Raw genomic sequence first — 20,110 nt, 5'->3', positions numbered from 1 at the left:
AGCATGGGGGACAATATGATTTATATGTTACAGGTAGTATCAATAAATAAGGAGTACTGATCTTATTAGGTAGGTAATAGTTATAACAAAATGCTGTCAATATAACTTATGATTTATGGGGTGTATGACAGAAAATGTAAAAACAGCTATGGCATGTAGTAGGTTACTATTGCAGTTAGTGGGAATTAAGGTTACCGAGGATGTAATTCAGCACTCTAGTCAGAGTAGTGATTTGGGTTCTTCTCAGGATATCAGCACTAGTTTGACAAAGCTGAGTAAGACTTATAATGTAAAGCTACAACAGAAGAGACTAGTTTATAATAAATTAACTATTAAAAATTTACCGCTAGCATTTCTTGCTAATGATGGAGAGTACATAGTACTTGCTAAGATGGATCAAGATAATGCTTTAGTGCAACATCCATTTAAGTCTAATACTGAGTTATGGTCTAGGGAGCAACTATGCCATCAATGGAGTGGAGCAGTGATTATCTTATCTACTCCATCATTTAAATTCAATATATCATGGTTTGTACCAGTTTTTTGGCAATATCGTTATATTTTAGCTGAAATACTATTCTTGTCACTAGTACTACAGTTACTGGGATTGGTGTTACCTTTATTCTTTCAAATAGTGATGGATAAGGTTCTGGCTTATCAGGTTGTAGCTACACTAGATGTATTAGTGTTTGGTTTAGTAATTACTAGTATTTTTGAGGTTTTATTAAAGGGATTACGGGAGTATCAATATAATCATACAGCAAAACGTATTGATATTTTACTTGGTATAAAACTAGTAAAACATCTTCTTGGACTGCCGTTAATTTATTTCAAAAATCGCTCAGTTGGTTCATTAGTAGCTCGTGTTCGTGAATTAGATAGTATCAGGGAATTTTTAAGTAGCTCACTATTTACTCTATTTGTTGATATTAGCTTTATGGGTATATTTTTAGCGGTAATGTGGTTAATATCCCCAGCATTAACTGTAATAGTGCTTATTTCTATACCTTTTTATGTAATAGTAGCTTGGTGGTTTACTAAGCCGTTGCAAGCAAAATTAGAGACTCAGTTTCGCTATAGTGCAGCTAATACTGCCTTTCTCACAGAAACTATCGCTGGAGCTGAAACAGTTAAAAGTTTAGCAATAGAGTCACGTTTAACAAGACGTTGGGAGGAGCAAACTCGAAACTTAGTAAGTACTAGTTATCAAACGCAAATCTTCTCTTCTTTATCTGAACATTTAGTTCAGGGAGTTGGTAAAGTAACAAGTGCTCTAATTTTATGGTGTGGAGCTAGAGCAGTGATTAATCTCGAGATTACTCTTGGTCAATTAATTGCATTTAACATGCTATCGCAGCATTTTGCTCAGCCTTTAGCTAAATTAGTTGAGTTATGGCGTAAATTTATCCAAGCACGAGTAGCAATAGATATACTTGGTGATACTTTGAATTTACCAGTAGAACAAGAATCTGAAGGTAAGAAAACTAATTTACAAGGTGAAATTACCCTAAAGCAAATTAGTTTTCGTTATCAACCAACCGCTCCCTTGGTATTACAAGACATTTCATTATATATTCCATCTGGTGAGCAAATCGGTATAGTAGGTGAATCAGGCTCTGGTAAAAGTACACTAGCTCATTTATTATTACGACTCTTTTTACCAGAACAAGGACAAATATTATTGGATAAAGAGCTATTAAATAATTTAGATGCTTACCATTTGCGAAAACAAATGGCAGTAGTACAGCAGGAAAATTACCTCTTTAATAGTACTGTTCGTGATAATATAGCAATATCACAGCCACAAGCTTCTTTAGAGGCAGTAATTAGATCTGCTAAACTTGCTGGAGCTCATGAGTTTATTTTACGTTTGCCACTTGGTTATGATACAGTTATTGCTGAAGGTGGTAGTTCGTTATCAGGAGGACAGCGTCAACGCATTGCTATTGCTAGAGCCTTATTAATTGAACCTAAAATACTAATTTTTGATGAAGCAACAAGTAGTTTAGATGATGAATCACAATCTGTGATCCAAACTAATATGGCTAAAATAGCTTATGGTCGTACAGTAATTACTATTGCTCATCGCTTATCTACCGTACAACGATGTGATCGCATCATAGTATTACAGCAAGGAAGAATTATCGAGCAGGGGACACATCAGGAGCTGTTAATATTAGGTGGTAAATATGCTTATTTGTGGCAACTGCAACAAGATTTACGACAGGCAGTCTGATGAATATAATAAAACAATTATTATTGTTAAAAAATTACTGTCAGCAAGCTAAACTAAATAATAGGCTTAAAAATATCACTAGCAAAATTAAATTTTGTTGGTACCGAGCTAGGTCTTATTTTCAGACTCATGATGTAAAATATGAGTTTTTACCGTCTTATCTTGAGTTAATGGAATGTCCTCCTTCTGCTACTGCTAGAATTACAGCAATGGCAATAAGCATATTAGTATTATTAGCATTAATTTGGGCTTATTTTGGTCAGTTAGATATTCATGCCACTGCTACAGGTAGATTAATTTTACCCAGCCGTTCTCAGACTATTCAAGTCTATGAATTAAGTGAGGTAGCAGAGATTTTGGTCAAGAATGGACAATATGTTAAGAGTGGTGATAAGTTGTTGGTGCTTAACATAGTAGGTATTACGCAAGAAATTCGTCGTCTTCAAGAACAAAGATCTTTTCAGCAACTGGAATTAGCCCGTTATCAAGCATTACTTAGTGATGAGCCATTAAATGCACTGACAATGCAGGATAATATTGAAGAATCAGCTGCAATAAGGTCTAGAGCTCATCTTATTAGTATCTGGCAGGAACATCAAGCAATCTTAGCTAAATTTGATGCTGAATTAGCAGCTAATCAATCTGAACAAGTCGCTAATCACGCTAGTATAGTTGGGCTACAAAAATTGCTACATAATATTCAACAACGCCTTGCTCCAAGTCGTGAGTTGTTAAAGTCTAAATTTGTATCTAAAACTGAGTTATTAGCGAAAGAAAAAGAAGCATTAGAGACTGAATTATCAATTACAGTTAAGCAGCAGGAATTGGAAGTATTACAGGCTCGTGCTAACACCATACGGGAGAATAAAGCTAGCTATATTGCTCAAAAATATCGTGAGTGGCATGATAATTTAAATAAATCTCAATCTGTTTTGTTAATAACAGAACAAGAGCTAGCTAAAGCCAAGGAGCGAGATCGCTTACAAATCTTACGAGCACCAATGGATGGTATAGTACAACAACTAGCTGTTCATACTGTTGGTGGGATTGTGCAAGGTGCTCAGAAATTAATGATAATTACTCCTCATGATGCACCGCAACAAGCAGAAGTCAATATTGCTAATAAAGATGTAGGTTTTATTAGCCCTGGGCAACCTGTAACAGTTAAAATTGAAGCATTCCCATATAGCCGTTATGGTACTATTAGTGGTCAAGTACAAAGTATCTCTCTTGATTCAGTTAAACTTAATGAGTCAAGTGCTGAGTTAGTATTTCCAGCTCAGATTGAATTAGCTCAAGATCATGTCATGATAGATAATAGTTTAGTTACTTTAACCCCTGGTATGTCTGTTGTTGCTGAGATTAAAATTGGTAAACGCCGAGTTATTGACTATTTATTGAGTCCAATTCGAGAATATAAATCAGAAGCTTGGAGAGAACCATAATGGGTCAAAAGATGATTACTGGTACACATGGTATACCAGCAATTATTAGAGCTGTTAAACAGTTTCAAATATTAGTAACTGAGGAGTTGTTACGTCATAAACTTGGTATAGATTGCCAAGAATTAACATGGATAGATGTTTGCCGAGCAGCTCGAGCAGTAGGATTGCGGGCAAAATATTATGAAGAAATTAGTGGTGATCTGCAAACATTACCCTTACCTATATTGGTTTGTTTAGCTAATCAATGGAGTGTGATTGAAAAAGTTGAAACAGAATATTGGTGGCGTTATGATGTAGCTACTGGGGAGCTTAGTAAGGAGCTACTTCCTACAGCTAATAATAGTAAATATAACCTATCAATAATATTATTAGCAGAGCAAGAAGTGCAAATTACAGATGTTAAATTTGGCTTTAATTGGTTTTTGCCTTCGATATTGCGGCATATAAATCAGTTACGTGATGTATTAGCTTTATCATTAATGTTGCAGTTGATTGCTTTAGTAGGTCCTAAATTATTCCAAAATGTTATAGATCGAGTATTAGTTAGTCGTGGTATTTCAAGTTTAAAGGTACTAGCTATTGCTATATTAGCACTTGCTCTAGCTGAGCCTTTATTTAGTTATTTACGAGGTAAAATCTTTAGCAATTTAGCTAGTAAGATTAACTCTGAACTTTCCGGTAAATTATATCGTCACTTGTTAGTTTTACCACTAAGCTATTTTAGTAATCGACAAACTGGTAAGATTGTTGCTCGTGTGCGTGAAATGAACCAGATTCGCCAGTTTTTAACTGGTTCAGCTTTAATGTTGGTATTAGATATTATTTTTATTCTGATGTTTTTAGTAGTAATGTTTAGTTATGCTAAAATGTTAACTTGGATAGTACTTGGATCCCTAGTGTTATATGTCGTATTTTGGTTAAGTATTGGGCCGATATTAAGACAACGAGTTACCAAAGAATATGACGCAAGTAGTCTTGCTACAGCTTATTTAACTGAAACTATTACTGGCATTGAAGTATTAAAAACTACTGCTACAGAATCAGCTTTTTTAAAGCGTTGGCAGCAAGTTTTAGCTTGCCAGTTACGAGTAATATTTTCAGCTAAGAAGGTATCAATAATTGCTAGTCAGGGAATTAGCTTAATACAAAAATTAACTTCAGCATTGCTATTATGGTTTGGCGTTAAGATTGTACTACAACATGAGTTAACAGTTGGAGGGTTAGTAGCTTTTAATATGCTGGCTAATCATATAACTCAACCAATTCTAAGATTGGCACAAATATGGCAAGAGTTTCAGCATAGTTTAATAGCGTTACGTCGTATTGGAGATATTTTGGATACTAAGTCAGAAGCAGTTGGTAAGGGAGTTGCTACTATGCCAAAATTAACCGGAAAAGTAGAATTTCAATATGTGCGTTTTCGCTATCAAGCTGATACACCGGAAATATTAAGAGATTTATCCTTTATAATACAACCAGGAGAATTTATCGGCATTACCGGTCCATCTGGTTCAGGTAAAAGTACACTAACTAGATTATTACAACGCCTCTATATTCCTCAGCATGGTCAGATTTTAGTAGATGGTATGGATATAGCCATAGCTGATCCTACTTCATTACGTTGCAATATGAGTGTGGTATTACAGGATAATATGTTATTTGCCGGCTCAATATTAGAAAATATTAAGCTCTGTTGCCCAGAAGCTGGTGAAGAAGAAATTGTACAAGCAGCGAGGCTAGCTGGTGCAGATGATTTTATTAGACGATTACCGCAAGCTTATCAAACCATGATCGGCGAAAAAGGCAGTGGTCTATCTGGCGGCCAGCGTCAGCGAATAGCTATTGCTAGAGCTTTGTTAGTAAATCCAAGGATTTTAATTTTAGATGAAGCAACTTCAGCACTTGATTATGAATCTGAGGCAGCTATTATGGCTAATATGGATCAAATCTGCCGTAATCGTACAGTAATTAGTATTGCTCATAGATTGAATACTATTAAGTATGCTAATCGCATTCTGGTGCTAGATCAAGGCATGATTGTCCAACAAGGCAGTCACGCGGAACTATTACAGCAGCAAGGTATATATGCTAAGCTTTGGCACACTCAAACTAATAGTAAACCCATGGCATAATCTTAGTGTGGTAGCTCATGTATCTATTAAATCTAAACTTCTACACATGATTAGCCCTTTTCTTCCTGTTTATTAGTAGCTAAGCTTACGAAGCGTTGGCCTGAAGTATCTAGGGCTCGGCACGCTATAGATTGTACTTGTTGTGTTGCATTATCAGCTTTGGCAGTTAGCTCTTGGATAGTATTTTCCTGCTTCTTGATTTTATCTTCAAGATAGATTATGAAATGACAGATATGATTGCCGCGGGGTGACAGGAATCTTTGCCGCTGATAAAGTAGGCATCTGAACTAATTTTGGATTAAACAGATGCCCGGTAAAAGAATAACACACCAACAATGCAAGGTATATATGACATTAAGAAAAACAGGTTTAAATCAAACAATTTGTGCGGCTAAAGCAGGGTTTTCGCCACGCAGTGGTAGGAATGTAGAACATAAAGATATTTTATCTTTTGAATCGCAAAAAAAGGTTTTAAAAAAACATAACGATCCATTAGAAGGAGTATGGCAAGCAACACTAGTACCTTTATTAGAGCAAGTACCGTACTTAACCTCATGGACATTACTTGAGCATCTTCAAGATCAATATCCTGGACAATATCCAGACAGTATTTTAAGGACAGTGCAACGACGTACCAGTAAGTGGAGAGCATTATATGGTCCAGAGAGGGATATTATCTTCCGGCAACTGCATGCACCCGGTCGTCAAGGTTTATCAGATTTTACCAGCTTAAAAGACATAGAGATCACCATTAGCGGTCAATCATTCAAGCATCTTTTGTATCATTTTCGTCTAGCTTATAGTAACTGGTCATTTATAAAAGTGATTCAAGGCGGAGAAAGTTTTACTGCACTCTCTAAATCGCTACAGGAGGCATTATGGAGTTTTGATCTGTCAACAGTTTTCCGGACAGTTTTTTACGCACATTTTTGTATTTTTTCGTATTGTACTGGTGATAGATAATCGTTAGCAGAATGCATTCTTATACGATTATAAAATACCTCTATATATTCAAATATAGCATGTTTTGCTTCCTCCCTAGTTTTAAATTTATGTTGATAAATTAATTCTGTTTTTATAGTATGAAAAAAGCTTTCAGCAACAGCATTATCCCAGCAATTTCCTTTACGACTCATACTCTGTATAATACCATGTTGTTTTATAAGTTTTAAATGACTATCAGAACAATATTGGCTACCTCTATCAGTATGCCAAATAAGCTTTTTAGGTGGTTTACGTTGCCATATTGCCATTAGCAAAGCATTATTAACTAAATCAGCTTTCATATTACTATTCATTGACCAGCCTATTACTTTTCTAGAAAATAGATCAATAACTGTTGCTAAATATAACCATCCTTCTCCAGTTGGGATATAGGTGATATCACCAACCCAATAACAATTAACATTAGAAACTTTAAACTGTCTATCCAATAAATTAGGAGCAACTTGCTTATTATGCTTAGAATCAGTAGTTGCTTTAAATTTATACTTAGTTTTACATACTAAGCCAGCTTCATTCATTAGTCTTGTAATTCTCCTACGACTAACAATTATGCCTTGCCTCAACAAAGCCTTTTTAATGGGTCTAGATCCATAATTTCGTCTACCTTCCTGAAAAATAGCTCTAACCTTACAGGTTAATTCTCTATTTTCTTTATCCCTATTGCATCCAGGGTTATTTAACCACTCATAATAACCGCTACGTGATACCTTCATACATTTGCACATAATTGCAATTGAGAAATCATCTTGATGCTTCTTTATCCATGCATACCTTACAGGGACTCTTTTGCAAAGTACGCTGCAGCCTTTTTTAGTATATCACGCTCCTGTGTTACTATCACCAGCTCTTTCTTTAATCTTTTTAATTCATCATACAGATGTTCATCTGTTCTTGTTATTGATTCTTCAAATTGTTTAGAATATTTATCTATCCAACTATATAAAGTATTCTTACTGATACCTAATTCTTTTGCAGTCTGAATAACAGGTCGCTTCGATTCAGTTGCCAATTTAACTGCTGATTCTTTAAATTCACTAGAATACATTTTTGTTTTTGTCATACTGTATTTCCTTTCTGTTAATATTGTCTCATACTAACTGTCCGGAATACTATAGCCACATCACTTTTATAAAAGGCGTAATTGTTAGCAGTATTTTTATAAAAAAATAAACAGTGGAAAAATAGTTTTGGACTTTTTCAACAGCCCCGAACGTTTCCGTACACCCCTTGTTCCTATGTCCATAAATTATATTGACTTACTTTAGTACAGACCTTATATTCAGGACACCCTTTTTAATACAATTTACACTATCTTCTATGTCTCGTACTTTTGCATATGCCCGCGTTTCTAAACTCGAACAAATACCTGAAAATCAAATCAGGGAAATTGAATCAGCTGGATTTATTATTGCACCACATCGTATAATTACTGAAACGGTTTCTGGTTCTATGCCTATAGCTAAGCGTCAAGGTTTTGCACATCTGTTAAATAAGATGGAAAATGGCGATGTTCTAGTTGTTACCAAGTTAGACCGATTAGGACGTGATGCTATTGATGTCAGCATCACAGTTAACAAATTAGAGAAAATAGGAATTAAAGTTCATTGTCTTGCACTTGGGGGTGTTGATCTTACCAGTTTAGCTGGGAAAATGACTATGGGAGTAATTAATGCTGTTGCTCAATTTGAGCGTGATTTGTTAATAGAGTGTACTCAATCTGGGCTTGCGAGAGCTAAAGCAAATGGTAAAACTCTCGGACGACCACAAATTTTAGCAGAATTACAAAAAAAACAGGTTATACAGCAACTACAAGTTGGCAAAACTATCACATCTATTGCAAGACATTTTAATACAAGCAGGCAAACCATTATGCGTATCAGAGATAATAACCTCTAATACTTGCTTGTACCGCTTTACATTCATTGATGATAATAAACACCCAAGATTATGTAAAACAAATTTATAACTTACTTATCTTCTATTTTGTGCTATAATATGTTAATGTATATACAAATATTAGTAACTAATTATGGCAGTTTCAAAGTTCCTCGATCCTAAAAATGATGTCGCCTTCAAGAAAATCTTTGGTTCTGAAAAGAACAAAGACATTCTTATTCACTTTATTAATGATATCATGGAATTTAAAGATGATGAACAAATAAAGGATGTTACTTTCCTAAGTCCTGTCCAAGACCCTGATATTGCTTATAAAAAACAATCTCTTGTTGATGTTCTATGTAAAGCTCAAAATGGCACACAAGTCATTGTAGAAATGCAAGTCTCCCCTTCTAAAGGCTTTGAGAAAAGAGCTCAATATTATGCTGCTAAAGCCTATTCTCGACAACTATCCCAAGGACAAAAACAAGACGGTCTCTATGCTAACCTCAAGGAAGTCATCTTTATTGCTATTAGTGATTATATTATCTTCCCTGATAAAGCTGATTATATCTCTCATCATGTCATCCTTGATAAAGTTACTTTTGAACATGACTTAAAGGATTTCTCTTTTAGCTTTATTGAACTACCTAAATTTAATATAGATAAAATTGAAGACTTAAAAACTATTACCGAAAAATGGTGCTATTTCTTTAAGTATGCTGCTAACACAAGTGAAGCTGACCTGCAGAAAATTATAGGTAGTGATCTTGTAGTAGGGCGTGCTTATGAAGCATTAAATCAGTTTAACTGGAATGAAGCAGAACTCCTTGCTTATGAGCAGGAAATTAAACGCATCATGGATAACAAAGCAGTAGAACAATATGCTCTAGAACAAGCTGAAGCTAGAGGGGAAGCCAAAGAAAAAATAGCCATAGCAAGAAACTTGAAAAGATCAGGAGTGGCAATTACGATAATATCTGAGTCTACTGGCTTAACTAAAAAGCAAATTGAAGAATTAGATGATTAAATTTAAGTTGAGTTTACTATAAAGTAAGTGCATATTTAAATAACAGACCAGCCATTGGAATTACTAAGAATCAGTTAACTATATTGGTATAGAATACATTGAATGGCATGACCCAATATGGTTTGTAAGCGTCTGGTGAAGGCTTAGCATTACCCATAAGTTTCTATATCTCTATTCCAACTAAAATCTTGTAATCACTAACCATATTCATCAACCTAGTCCACCCACGCCATAAGCTTATAATACCAGGTGGATGATCACGGTTTCTACCAATATACCCACCCAATTTAGCAATCAATTTAATTGCTTCTTTAGCTGATAACTCTTTAGGTGGATTAGCACCATTATTAAACCTTTTAAATAACAACTTCTGTTCTAAAGGAGTGTAGAAGTCAAGATTTAATCTTACAGACACTATAAATTTTATATCTGAATGTCTGATAAGTTATGACTGTCAGACGAGTACTCAAGATATAAGATTTTGTTATTCTTTTCAACAGCTAATTTTTTACTATCCTTGAAAGTTTGCATAGGAGTTTTTCCATAACAATATTTTCCAGCATGTGGTCTTTCATTATTATAATGTTCTAACCAAATGTCAATATCTAGTTGTAGATCGTCAAGATCAGTATAAATCTTTTTCCGCATAGCTGTATCAAAGAATTCTTGTTTTATAGTTTTATTAAAACGCTCACACATACCGTTTGTTTGAGGAGAATATGCTTTAGTAGTAGTATGCTCTATACCTTCGATACTTAGAAACAATTCAAAAGCATGATGCTCTATATTGCCCTTATATTCACTACCTCTATCAGTTAGAATACGAAGTATTGGTATTTGTTGACTCTCATACCATGGTAATACCCGATCATTAAGCATATCAGCAGCGGTAAGTGCTGTTTTATCAGTATATAGTTTAGCATCAGCGACTCTGCTGTAACTATCAATAAATACCTGAGAATAAACCTTACCTATACCTTTAAAATTGCCCACATAATATGTATCCTGACACCCTAAATAACCCGGATGCTGCGTATCAATCTCTCCATGTGCTTCTTTCTCATTACGACGCTTCTCTAGCACTTGTAACTGAGCCTCGGTAAGAACAACACCATCCTGAGCCATCTTAGCTTCTAATGCTTTAAGTCTTTTACTGATATTATTTAAATCATTACGCAACCAAATTGATCTTACTCCTCCAGGCGATACAAGAATACCAGTCTTTTTAAGTTCATTTGATACTCTCATCTGACCATAAGCCGGGTATTCTATTGCCATATCTAGTACTGCTTTCAAGATCAAAACGATAAATCTTCTCTTGTTTCAAAGATCTCCAAAAACGTTCAATAAATACATTATCTAAGGCTCTGCCTTTGCCGTCCATACTAATAGCTATGCCTTGTTGCTCAAGTATTTGAGTAAAATCTTTTGATGTAAATTGTACTCCTTGATCCTATTAAAAATGTCAGGCTTGCCATGTATAGATATTGCTTCATTTAGAGCTTCAATACAAAAATCATTTTCTAAACTAATCGACACCCGCCAACTCAAAATATAACGACTATACCAATCCATTATAGCAACCAAATATACAAAACCTTGCTTTAATCTTATGTAAGTAATATCTGCACAGTAAACTTGATTGGGGCAAACCACCTCTATATTATTTAATAGATATGGGTATACTTTATGAGCCTGATTCCTACGGCTTAAATTAATCTTTGGGTATACTGCTTCAATACCAAGTATTTTATAATATTTTCTTATCATCTTACGACTAACATTTAACCCTTCGGATTTTAGGACATGAGACATTCTTCTAGTACCATAATAGGGATGCTCTGTAAAAATCTCATCAATTCTGTTCAGTACTCTATACTCCTTATCATCTAAGGTATTCCTAGCTCGGTAGTAGTAACTTGAGCGGTTTAAATCTAAAAGTTCGCATTGTCTTGCTATGGTTAATTTTGAAGCATAACTTATCATTTTTTTCCTAACCTCTAAATCCAAAGATACTAGATTTTTTTTTGAGCCAGTCTCTTTCAACTGTTAACTGGCCTATTTGCTCAAATAATGATTTAATTAAATCTTCTTGGCCGGTATCTTGTTGTTTAGATTTCGATTTAAATCCAGAAACCATAAAATCTAAAGCTTCTTTCTTCCATTTATAAATCTGATTAGCGTGAACACCATATTTGCTGGTAATTTGAGCTATAGTCATTTCTCCAGATATTGCTTCAATTGCTATTTTTGCTTTTTCTTCTGCACTATATTTTTTAACTTGTTTTTTCATTTTTTGCTCCTTTTCCTAGGAGATATTATACCTACTTTTCTCTATTTTCTTGTCTAGTTTTTGGGTACCATTATACTTATAGAAATGATGGACTGGTCCATGACCTTTTCCTACGCTTTGATCTTCTGCTGCCTGAATTGCTTCAAATAAATATTGCTTGGCAAGTTTGCAAGCTTCAAGAAGCCCTACGCCTTGAACTAGAAAGCTGCTAATTGCAGCAGATAATGTACACCCTGTACCATGTGTATTTTTTGAAATAATGCGTTTTGAAGATAGGATGTGCAAGCCATCATTACGGTCTAAGAATATATCATCAGATGTTGAACCACTTTCATGCCCACCTTTAAGAAGTACAGCGCTGCATCCTAAGTTTAGTAAATGATTTGCTAACACTTGCTTCTTATGCTCTCCTGCAATTAAAGTTCGAGCTTCGGGTAGGTTTGGTGTAATTATTGTAGCAAGCGGGATGAGTATTGATTTTAAGGCTTCCACTGCATTTTCTTGCAACAATAAATCGCCGCTCTTGGCTATCATGACAGGATCTAAAACAATGGGAATATTCTTAGCTCGCTCACGTAAGCACTTTGCAACAAGCTCAATGATCTCAGACGAAAATAACATACCGATTTTTATTGCATCCGGCACAATATCATCAAAAATAGCTTCTAATTGTTCCTTGATACAGGTTAGTGAAATATTATAGCAGCCTCTAACCCCACATGTATTTTGTACAGGTAAGGCTGTTAGAACGGTCATGCCGTAACAACCAAGAGCAGAGAAGGTTTTAAGATCTGCTTGGATACCAGCACCACCTGATCCGTCAAATCCAGCAATGGATAAGCATTTATATTTCATAATTTTTCTCCGAAATGGATAAATGGCTGGATAAGCCAATTTATAAATTCGTTATTTTCTCTGAAAGATACAGATGTCAACCCCGGTCGAAAAATGATACAGATTTTTAATATGAGCCGACTGAAAATTAATACAGTATCATAAAAAAATTATCCGATATTTAAATCATAAGATTATCCTCCTGTTTGTTAATGATTCCCGTTGGTACAAAACCAGCTTTCTTTTTATCCTTAAGCCTGAAACTATCACCTTTAATATTGAGTATAGTAGAGTGGTGAAGTAGACGATCTAAGATAGCAGCTGTAAGAGCAGCATCCTGAGCAAGACTATTATGCCATTGCCCAAATGGAAGATTGCTTGTTAGGATTATGCTCCCCTTTTCGTAACGCTTTGCTATAACCTGAAATAACAGATTGACCTGTTCCTGTTTTAACGGCAGATACCCAAACTCGTCTATTATAAGTAATTTATATGGTAGTATTACTCTTTTGAATATGGAGTCCAGGGTTCCCTGATTTGTAGAAGTCAAGATTTGATCTTACAGACGCTATAAATTTTGCACCTGATTGTCAGTTAAATTTTGACTGTCAGACGAGTATTCAAGATACAAGATCTCATTATTTTTTTCAATAGCTAATTTCTTACTATCTTGAAAAGTTTTCATAGGAGTTTTACCATAACAATATTTTCCTGAATGTGGTCGCTCATTATTGAAATGCTCTAACCAAATATCAAGATCTAATTGTAAATCATCAAGATATGTATAAATCTTTTTCCGCTTGGTTACGTAATGATTTAAACAATATCAGTAAAAGGCTTAAAGCATTAGAAGCAAAGATGGCTCAAGATGGGATTGTTCTTACTGAAGCTCAGTTACAAGTACTAGAGAAGCGTCGTAATGAAAAAGAAGCACATGGAGAAATTGAGACGCAGCATCCAGGTTATCTAGGATGTCAGGATACGTATTATGTAGGTAATTTTAAAGGTATAGGTAAGGTTTATTCTCAGGTATTTATTGATAGCTATACTAGGGTAGCGGATGCTAAACTATATACTGATAAAACAGCAATTACTGCTGCTGATATGCTTAATGACCGGGTGTTACCATGGTATGAGAGCCAAGGGATACCAATACTGCGTATTCTTACAGATCGTGGGTCAGAATATAAGGGCAATATAGAGCATCATGCTTTTGAGTTATTTCTTAGCATAGAAGGTATAGAACATACTACAACTAAGGCATATTCTCCCCAAACAAATGGTATGTGTGAGCGTTTTAATAAAACCATGAAACAAGAATTCTTTGATACAGCAATGCGGAAAAAGATTTATACATATCTTGATGATTTACAATTAGATCTTGATATTTGGTTAGAGCATTTCAATAATGAGCGACCACATTCAGGAAAATATTGTTATGGTAAAACTCCTATGAAAACTTTTCAAGATAGTAAGAAATTAGCTATTGAAAAAAATAATGAGATCTTGTATCTTGAATACTTGTCTGACAGTCAAAATTTAACTGACAATCAGGTGCAAAATTTATAGCGTCTGTAAGATCAAATCTTGACTTCTACACTCATACTTAACTCTTTTTTGGGCTTGAAGTAGTTATTATGAGCTCGATCTGCTTTAGGTTTATTACTTAGTACAATCTGAATATCAATATCGTTTCCATAGACAGATTTGATAGCATTTTTAAGTATTTCTTCTTTTCTTGTAAAAGGACTATTTTGTTACGGAATTCGATTCTAAAAACACCGTTTAAATAGCTAAAAACACTATTTGGACCAGTGTTAAGGTAGCTGCGATGAGCCGCCACATTTAATGTAAAGTTCCAACATTTTAAGTTCCTAAAAGAATATTGTTGACACTTTTTAGTATTTATATTAAAAGATACAGCTAATAATATTTGATTATAGGTAGTATTGTTCGTAAATAGTACCGACATTAGGTATTCTAGGAACATACAAAATAATATATGTCAAATTTACTATCATTAGAAGATTTTAATCTATGCAACACAAAAACTGGTAAAATCAATCAACTAGCTTTTGGAGTAATGTTAATTTATTTTCGGTCTCACATTAAATTCCCTGCAGCAGAAGAAAAACCAATATCATTAAAATTAATATCAGCCATTGCTTCAGAGTTGGATATTGAAGAGTCTATTCTTTCAAAATTTAATTGGAGCGGTAGAACAGCAGAAAGATATCATCAGGATATTAGAAAATATCTGGGATATCGCCAAGCAAATAATAATGATGTTTTAATATTTACAGAATATCTAACAAATAATATTCTACCTCATTATCCATCTAATGAATTATTAATGGAGCAGACTAGGTTATTTTTTGACCAAAATAAAATTGTACTATTCAAGAAAAAACAGTTGGATCGTTATGTTGCTTCAGCAAAGCATCAATTTGAACAAAAACTTTTTGAAAAGATATTTAACCCGGATATTGCATGAAGTGAGATTTAAAGTAAGAAATTGAGTAATTTATAATATTAGCAATGATACTTTTGTAAAAATTTTGCCAAAAAGTGCTTTGAAGCCGTTATTTTCAAATTTTAGATGTAATGCCCCTTACCCCATTTTTTCTAAGCACCGGGAACAGTGCTAATCTAGGTTATTCTAATGCTAATTTCTTCATCACATGATTCCATACCTGTCGGTAAGGATATGATGAAGATAACAAAAACTTAATACGCCTAGTATTACGGATAATTACTACCCCAATTTTTAATAATTTTAAACGTATTGTACCTATTTGTGCTTTTGCTAATGCACTACCTTGTAATAAATTACCTCTGATATATTCTACTAAAGTGTATGCAAGACCCGATAAAATCATTCTGAGCTGATTAGCCCACCATCTATGACAAGAAGTACGATCTGCAAATAATTCTAGTTGTTGCTCTTTTATACGGTTTTCCATATCACCACGACCACAGTAAACTTTGTCGTATAAATCTTCAGGTTTATCTGATAAATTAGTTACTATATACCTTGGATTTTCTCCAAGCATTGTCATTTCTGCCTTACCAATTATTCTACGTTCATGACTCCAACTACCAGCCTTATATGGAAACTCACTAAAAAGACGTTGCTTTTCTTGGGTTATAATAAATGCTGCTTTTGACTTCTCCATTGTAGGTTTCAGTAACTCATTTAGTCTGTTATTTTGGGGCATTCCTACAATATATTTTATATTATGAATATCACACCAATCAAACATCTGATGACGACAAAATCCACTATCACCACGAAAAATAATCTTTACCTCTGGCCAAGCTTGGCGAAAACGTTTTACTAACAATGATAATATTGCCCAAGAATGTTTTGCTTGATCCTGCTTTGACGTCCTAAGATAACTAACTAACAGATGCTTTCCACAAAAAACATACAAAGGTAAAAAGCAATTATGACCGTAATAACCATGATAAAACTTACCTTCCTGTTGCCCATGAATTTCATCATCCGTAGCATCAAAATCAAGTATTAGCTGCTTTGGTACTATTTTATGAGACTTAATAAATTTATCAAGCATTAGTTCATGCACTTTAATTGCAAAGTGTCTATCAGCATTGTTTTCTATACGACATAAGGTAGAACTACTTGCCATATCATCAATTGTTTCCATAGCTGTTTGCATAGCAGGACATTTTCGTAGATAATTGTGGTCATTTAAATCTTCATAACCTAATGCAATACCATAAATTCGTTGCCTCAGCATTGTTGCCATATTATGGGTAATTTTACTACCATCTCGTCTATCAGGAAATATTTTAGCAAGCTCCTCTGTTATACCAAGCCTTTTATCTGCTTCTCTTAATAACAACACACCTCCATCGCTACTAATATCACCTCCAGTGAAATTTATCTCTATTGTCCGATTTTTTACTTTGGAAAACTGGTAACTATATGCTATACAATTTGTCATGACAAAATCCTTTGTATTATTCTAATGAAATACCAGTATTATACAGCTTTACGAGGATTTTGTCTCCTATATCTCATGCAATATCCGGGTTAAAAGTTTAAGTCAAGATAACTGTTATTTGATTGACCAAATCCTTGAACAAAGCGAACAGTCAAAGAATGGTATTATAGAATTATCAGAGTTAAAAAATGATATACCTGGGGTTAGGCTAAAAAATGTTAATTTTGCTTTGGATAAGATCGCTTTATTAAAAAAAATTACTTTGCCCAAATCGATTGTAGATTTAGTAGATAGAAAATTACTGCTGAAATATTATGATCGTATCATGGTTTTATCGCCTAGTAATATTTTAGAGTTTAGCCCTGTGGCAAAATATGCGACTATGGCAATATTCTGTTATATAAGATTGCAGCTAATATTAGATAGTTTAGCTGATACATTAATTAAGCTTATAAAACGTATACGTTCTAGTTCTGAAAAATACGTAGATAACTATATTGTAAAGGAGGTTAAGCGTGTTGATGGAAAATTTGATATTCTAGAGAAATTAGCATCTTTATCAGTTAACAATCCTAAAAGTACAATTGAAGATAAGATTTACCCTGAAGTTTCTAAAGAAAAACTAGAAGCAATAATTACTGATTTACAGCAACGCGGTAAATGGTATCAACAACAGGTACAAAATAAGATTCATTCAAAGTATGCGTATGGAAGTAGAACCACACTACTACCAATACTACAAACTTTTCAGTTAAAAGAAGATCACTCTAGTTATCAACCGATTTTGAAAGCTGTTGAATTTATTAATAAGTACTGGAATGAATCAGACTCAGAGTATTATGAAACGGAGCCGCCTATTGAAGGTATAATACCTACAAATTGGCATCCAATGGTTGTTCAAGTAGATAAAGATGTGATTAAAGTTAATAAATATAACTATGAGCTTGCCGTTTTAGAAGAATTGAAGCGTTTTTTAAACTTCAAAGCAATATGGATTAAAAGAAGTTATCGATATAGAAATCCTGAAGAAGATATACCAAAAGATTTTGAACAAAAAAAGCAACAATATTATCAAGAACTTGGTCTACCTTTAGATGATAAGGAGTTTATTACAAAGTTACAAAATGCCTTAGAAAGGGGTTTAGAAAATCTAAATAGCAAAATACCTAATAATAATCTTGTTAAAATCAAGACAAGTACTGTTGGGAAGAATATTACTATTACCCCATCAGAAGCACAAAAAGATCCAAATAACATCATTGCACTACAAAAGGAAATTACAGGTAGGTGGTCAAGTATAAACCTTATTGATATTTTAAAAGAAACTGATCTACTTACCAATTTTACACGGCAAATGGAAACTATTGCTAAAAGTAGTAGTATTGAACCGTCAGGCCTTAGAAAAAGACTTTTATTGTGTTTATATGGTATAGGTAGCAATACAGGATTGAAGAGAATAAGTATTGCCAATGGTGATGTTAATTACAGCGATTTACGTTATATTAAGAAGAGGTATATTAATGCTACAAATGTTAGAAACTCTATTCGTCTAATTATTAACAATATTCTCAAAATACGTAATCCAGATATTTGGGGAGAAGCAACAACATCAGTAGCATGCGATTCAACAAAGATAAGTAGTTGGGATCAAAATCTTATTAATGAGTGGCATCACCGTTATCAAGGTCGAGGAGTAATGATTTATTGGCATGTCGATAAGAAATCATTATGTATTTATTCACAATTAAAAAGTTGTTCATCTTCAGAAGTAGGGTCAATGATTAAAGGTATAATTGATCATGATACAGAGATGAACATGAACAGAGTATTTGTTGATACTCATGGTCAAAGTGTGATAGGTTTTGCTATTAGCTACTTACTTGATTTTGATTTACTACCTAGATTAAAAGCAATAAATAAACAAAAACTTTATGGGGTTGCATCTGGAGATAAATGGAAATACCAATATATTTCTGAAATAATTAAAGGTGGTATCAATTGGAAATTAATTGAGGAGAATTACAATGAAGCCGTTAAACATCTTGTAGCATTAAAATTGGGTATTGTAGAACCTGATGTACTAGTAAAACGTTTTAGTAATAATAATTACGAACATCCTGTATATAGAACTTTGTTAGAAATTGGTAAAGCAAATAAAAGTATTTTTCTATGTAAATACCTAGATTCAGAAGATCTTAGAATTGAAATCAATGAAGGGTTGAATGTAGTAGAACGCTTAAATTATATAATGGATTTTATTTTCTATGGGAAACTAGGAGAGCTCACAACAAACAATATTGGTGATCAAGAATTATCAATATTATGTCTACATTTATTACAAGCTTGTATTGTCTATATTAATACTCTTATTATTCAGCAAGTATTATCTGAGCCTCACTGGCAAAACAAACTGACTCCTGAAGATTACAGGGCATTAACACCGTTACTTTCAACGCATATTAATCCATACGGCTTGTTTCCAATTGATTTTAACCAACGTATATTAATATATTCGCAAGCTGGGTCGGGGTATTACCGATGACAATAATAAACCGTACTCCTGTAAGAGAAAAAGCCAGATACTTTTTGAAGGATTTAAAAAAGGAACAACCAGATTATAATTACTTGAGAGAATTATTTAGACATATTCGTAAAGAACTCGATGTAAAAGTAGACAATAGCACCACAAAGAAATTACCTTATGTACCAACAGAAGAGGAAATTAGTAAGTATTATAAGGCTGTATGGAAATCAAGAAATATGAAGCATGTAGTAATTATTAAGACGTTACTTTATACTGGGGTACGAGTATCGGAATTGGTAAAAATAAAAATATCAGATATAGATTTAGATAGTTGTCAAATTAGAATTAACCACGGAAAGGGTAGTAAAGATAGAATAGTTCCGTTTCCTAATGCATTTACAGAAGTATTAGCTGTACACATTGAAAATGCAAAGAAAAATAAGACAGTTTACCTATTTGAATCTAGTTGGAAGAAACCGTATTCTGATCGAGGTATTAGGAAAATATTAATGAATTACACAAAAGAAGCTGGCATTGAGAACTCAATATCACCACATAAATTACGGCATTTTCTTTTTACATGGATGAAGAAAAAAGGCGTGGATGATGCATTAATCCAACCTTATTCGGGGCATGAGAGTCGTCAATCACTTGAAATATATTCAAAATTATCACTCGTAGACTGCCAACCAGAGTATGAAAAAAAGATTAAAGAATTCCCTGTTTAAATATGGCGGCTCATCGCAGCTACCTTAACACTGGTCCAAA

At 33.8% G+C, this 20,110-nt stretch carries 16 protein-coding genes and 4 pseudogenes; 10 read left to right on the top strand and 10 right to left on the bottom strand.

The window, feature by feature from the left end:
• Positions 1-124: 124 nt before the first annotated feature.
• The 4 genes from AAGD48_RS08295 (at position 125) to AAGD48_RS08280 (ending at position 6,776) form a co-directional block, all read left to right on the top strand.
• Positions 125-2,236 (top strand): type I secretion system permease/ATPase, encoded by a 2,112-nt coding sequence (locus AAGD48_RS08295; protein ID WP_341789705.1) that lies wholly within the window; start codon positions 125-127, stop codon positions 2,234-2,236.
• Positions 2,236-3,681, top strand: a complete 1,446-nt coding sequence (locus tag AAGD48_RS08290; RefSeq protein ID WP_341789704.1) for an HlyD family type I secretion periplasmic adaptor subunit — start codon at positions 2,236-2,238, stop codon at positions 3,679-3,681. Before AAGD48_RS08295 ends, AAGD48_RS08290 begins: the two co-directional genes overlap by 1 nt.
• Positions 3,681-5,813 carry a type I secretion system permease/ATPase gene (locus AAGD48_RS08285; RefSeq protein ID WP_341789703.1) on the top strand — a complete coding sequence of 711 codons (2,133 nt, stop codon included), beginning with the start codon at positions 3,681-3,683 and terminating at the stop codon, positions 5,811-5,813. The genes AAGD48_RS08290 and AAGD48_RS08285 overlap by 1 nt, the downstream gene beginning before the upstream one ends.
• A 306-nt stretch (positions 5,814-6,119) precedes the next feature.
• Positions 6,120-6,776, top strand: coding sequence for a hypothetical protein (locus AAGD48_RS08280; RefSeq protein WP_341789702.1), 657 nt, complete (start codon positions 6,120-6,122; stop codon positions 6,774-6,776).
• On the opposite strand, the gene AAGD48_RS08275 is transcribed toward AAGD48_RS08280, so the two are convergent.
• A protein-coding gene (locus AAGD48_RS08275; protein ID WP_410526007.1) for an IS3 family transposase occupies positions 6,731-7,878 on the bottom strand; the annotation gives its coding sequence in 2 pieces (ribosomal slippage) (positions 6,731-7,632 and positions 7,632-7,878; 1,149 coding nt in all). The genes AAGD48_RS08280 and AAGD48_RS08275 overlap by 46 nt on opposite strands.
• 257 nt (positions 7,879-8,135) lie before the next feature.
• On the opposite strand from AAGD48_RS08275, the gene AAGD48_RS08270 reads away from it, so the two are divergent.
• Positions 8,136-8,714 (top strand): recombinase family protein, encoded by a 579-nt coding sequence (locus AAGD48_RS08270; protein WP_341789701.1) that lies wholly within the window; start codon positions 8,136-8,138, stop codon positions 8,712-8,714.
• 133 nt (positions 8,715-8,847) lie between these two features.
• Entirely contained in the window at positions 8,848-9,723 is an 876-nt protein-coding gene (locus AAGD48_RS08265) for an Rpn family recombination-promoting nuclease/putative transposase (protein WP_341789700.1), read from the top strand.
• Between the two features lie 163 nt (positions 9,724-9,886).
• Here the strand turns inward: AAGD48_RS08265 and AAGD48_RS08260 are convergent, their stop codons facing one another.
• From AAGD48_RS08260 to AAGD48_RS08225, 8 genes and pseudogenes are all read right to left on the bottom strand, one after another.
• A complete protein-coding gene (locus AAGD48_RS08260; RefSeq protein WP_341789699.1) occupies positions 9,887-10,138 on the bottom strand; it encodes a hypothetical protein in 252 nt (83 codons plus the stop codon).
• Positions 10,139-10,146: 8 nt separating this feature from the next.
• Positions 10,147-11,022 (bottom strand): annotated as a pseudogene (locus tag AAGD48_RS08255) (IS481 family transposase); the annotation flags it as partial.
• On the bottom strand, positions 10,955-11,107 hold the full coding sequence (locus tag AAGD48_RS08250; RefSeq protein WP_341789698.1) for a hypothetical protein: 153 nt from the start codon (positions 11,105-11,107) through the stop codon (positions 10,955-10,957). The pseudogene AAGD48_RS08255 and the gene AAGD48_RS08250, both read right to left, overlap by 68 nt.
• Positions 11,108-11,115: 8 nt before the next feature.
• Positions 11,116-11,709: an IS3 family transposase gene (locus AAGD48_RS08245; RefSeq protein WP_341789697.1), complete on the bottom strand. Its 594-nt coding sequence runs from the start codon at positions 11,707-11,709 to the stop codon at positions 11,116-11,118.
• A gap of 7 nt (positions 11,710-11,716) precedes the next feature.
• Positions 11,717-12,016 (bottom strand): transposase, encoded by a 300-nt coding sequence (locus tag AAGD48_RS08240; protein ID WP_045812944.1) that lies wholly within the window; start codon positions 12,014-12,016, stop codon positions 11,717-11,719.
• A gap of 15 nt (positions 12,017-12,031) precedes the next feature.
• On the bottom strand, positions 12,032-12,871 hold the full coding sequence (gene thiD, locus AAGD48_RS08235; protein WP_341789696.1) for a bifunctional hydroxymethylpyrimidine kinase/phosphomethylpyrimidine kinase: 840 nt from the start codon (positions 12,869-12,871) through the stop codon (positions 12,032-12,034).
• A 160-nt stretch (positions 12,872-13,031) separates the two neighbouring features.
• Positions 13,032-13,388 (bottom strand): annotated as a pseudogene (locus tag AAGD48_RS08230) (ATP-binding protein); the annotation flags it as partial.
• Positions 13,389-13,418: 30 nt separating this feature from the next.
• Positions 13,419-13,649 (bottom strand): annotated as a pseudogene (locus AAGD48_RS08225) (IS481 family transposase); the annotation flags it as partial.
• Between AAGD48_RS08225 and AAGD48_RS08220 the strand changes: the two are divergent.
• Positions 13,646-14,419, top strand: a pseudogene (locus AAGD48_RS08220) (integrase core domain-containing protein); the annotation flags it as partial. The pseudogenes AAGD48_RS08225 and AAGD48_RS08220 overlap by 4 nt on opposite strands.
• Positions 14,420-14,852: 433 nt before the next feature.
• Complete coding sequence (locus AAGD48_RS08215; protein WP_341789695.1) at positions 14,853-15,344, top strand: DUF4158 domain-containing protein; 492 nt, start codon at positions 14,853-14,855, stop codon at positions 15,342-15,344.
• A 160-nt stretch (positions 15,345-15,504) separates the two neighbouring features.
• Here AAGD48_RS08215 and AAGD48_RS08210 read toward each other — a convergent pair whose 3' ends face one another.
• Positions 15,505-16,818, bottom strand: coding sequence for an IS1380 family transposase (locus AAGD48_RS08210; RefSeq protein ID WP_341789277.1), 1,314 nt, complete (start codon positions 16,816-16,818; stop codon positions 15,505-15,507).
• Positions 16,819-16,936: 118 nt separating this feature from the next.
• Here AAGD48_RS08210 and AAGD48_RS08205 point away from each other — a divergent pair, with 118 nt between their 5' ends.
• Both AAGD48_RS08205 and AAGD48_RS08200 read left to right on the top strand, forming a co-directional pair.
• Positions 16,937-19,360, top strand: coding sequence for a Tn3 family transposase (locus tag AAGD48_RS08205; protein WP_341789694.1), 2,424 nt, complete (start codon positions 16,937-16,939; stop codon positions 19,358-19,360).
• A complete protein-coding gene (locus tag AAGD48_RS08200; protein ID WP_341789693.1) occupies positions 19,357-20,070 on the top strand; it encodes a tyrosine-type recombinase/integrase in 714 nt (237 codons plus the stop codon). Before AAGD48_RS08205 ends, AAGD48_RS08200 begins: the two co-directional genes overlap by 4 nt.
• The last annotated feature ends 40 nt before the right edge of the window (positions 20,071-20,110 follow it).

Source organism: Rickettsia endosymbiont of Polydrusus tereticollis, assembly GCF_964026385.1.
In the GTDB taxonomy this organism is placed as follows: Bacteria; Pseudomonadota; Alphaproteobacteria; order Rickettsiales; family Rickettsiaceae; genus Rickettsia.
This window is presented reverse-complemented; position numbering and strand designations above follow the sequence as displayed.

What these genes read in the sequence shown, in the direction of transcription:
- AAGD48_RS08245 (WP_341789697.1), bottom strand. Translation starts at nt 11,709, where the DNA reads ATGATAAGTTATGCTTCAAAATTAACCATAGCAAGACAATGCGAACTT.
- AAGD48_RS08210 (WP_341789277.1), bottom strand. Translation starts at nt 16,818, where the DNA reads ATGACAAATTGTATAGCATATAGTTACCAGTTTTCCAAAGTAAAAAAT.
- AAGD48_RS08240 (WP_045812944.1), bottom strand. Translation starts at nt 12,016, where the DNA reads ATGAAAAAACAAGTTAAAAAATATAGTGCAGAAGAAAAAGCAAAAATA.
- AAGD48_RS08250 (WP_341789698.1), bottom strand. Translation starts at nt 11,107, where the DNA reads ATGGACGGCAAAGGCAGAGCCTTAGATAATGTATTTATTGAACGTTTT.
- AAGD48_RS08295 (WP_341789705.1), top strand. Translation starts at nt 125, where the DNA reads ATGACAGAAAATGTAAAAACAGCTATGGCATGTAGTAGGTTACTATTG.
- AAGD48_RS08280 (WP_341789702.1), top strand. Translation starts at nt 6,120, where the DNA reads ATGCCCGGTAAAAGAATAACACACCAACAATGCAAGGTATATATGACA.
- thiD (WP_341789696.1), bottom strand. Translation starts at nt 12,871, where the DNA reads ATGAAATATAAATGCTTATCCATTGCTGGATTTGACGGATCAGGTGGT.
- AAGD48_RS08200 (WP_341789693.1), top strand. Translation starts at nt 19,357, where the DNA reads ATGACAATAATAAACCGTACTCCTGTAAGAGAAAAAGCCAGATACTTT.
- AAGD48_RS08265 (WP_341789700.1), top strand. Translation starts at nt 8,848, where the DNA reads ATGGCAGTTTCAAAGTTCCTCGATCCTAAAAATGATGTCGCCTTCAAG.
- AAGD48_RS08270 (WP_341789701.1), top strand. Translation starts at nt 8,136, where the DNA reads ATGTCTCGTACTTTTGCATATGCCCGCGTTTCTAAACTCGAACAAATA.
- AAGD48_RS08290 (WP_341789704.1), top strand. Translation starts at nt 2,236, where the DNA reads ATGAATATAATAAAACAATTATTATTGTTAAAAAATTACTGTCAGCAA.
- AAGD48_RS08285 (WP_341789703.1), top strand. Translation starts at nt 3,681, where the DNA reads ATGGGTCAAAAGATGATTACTGGTACACATGGTATACCAGCAATTATT.
- AAGD48_RS08215 (WP_341789695.1), top strand. Translation starts at nt 14,853, where the DNA reads ATGTCAAATTTACTATCATTAGAAGATTTTAATCTATGCAACACAAAA.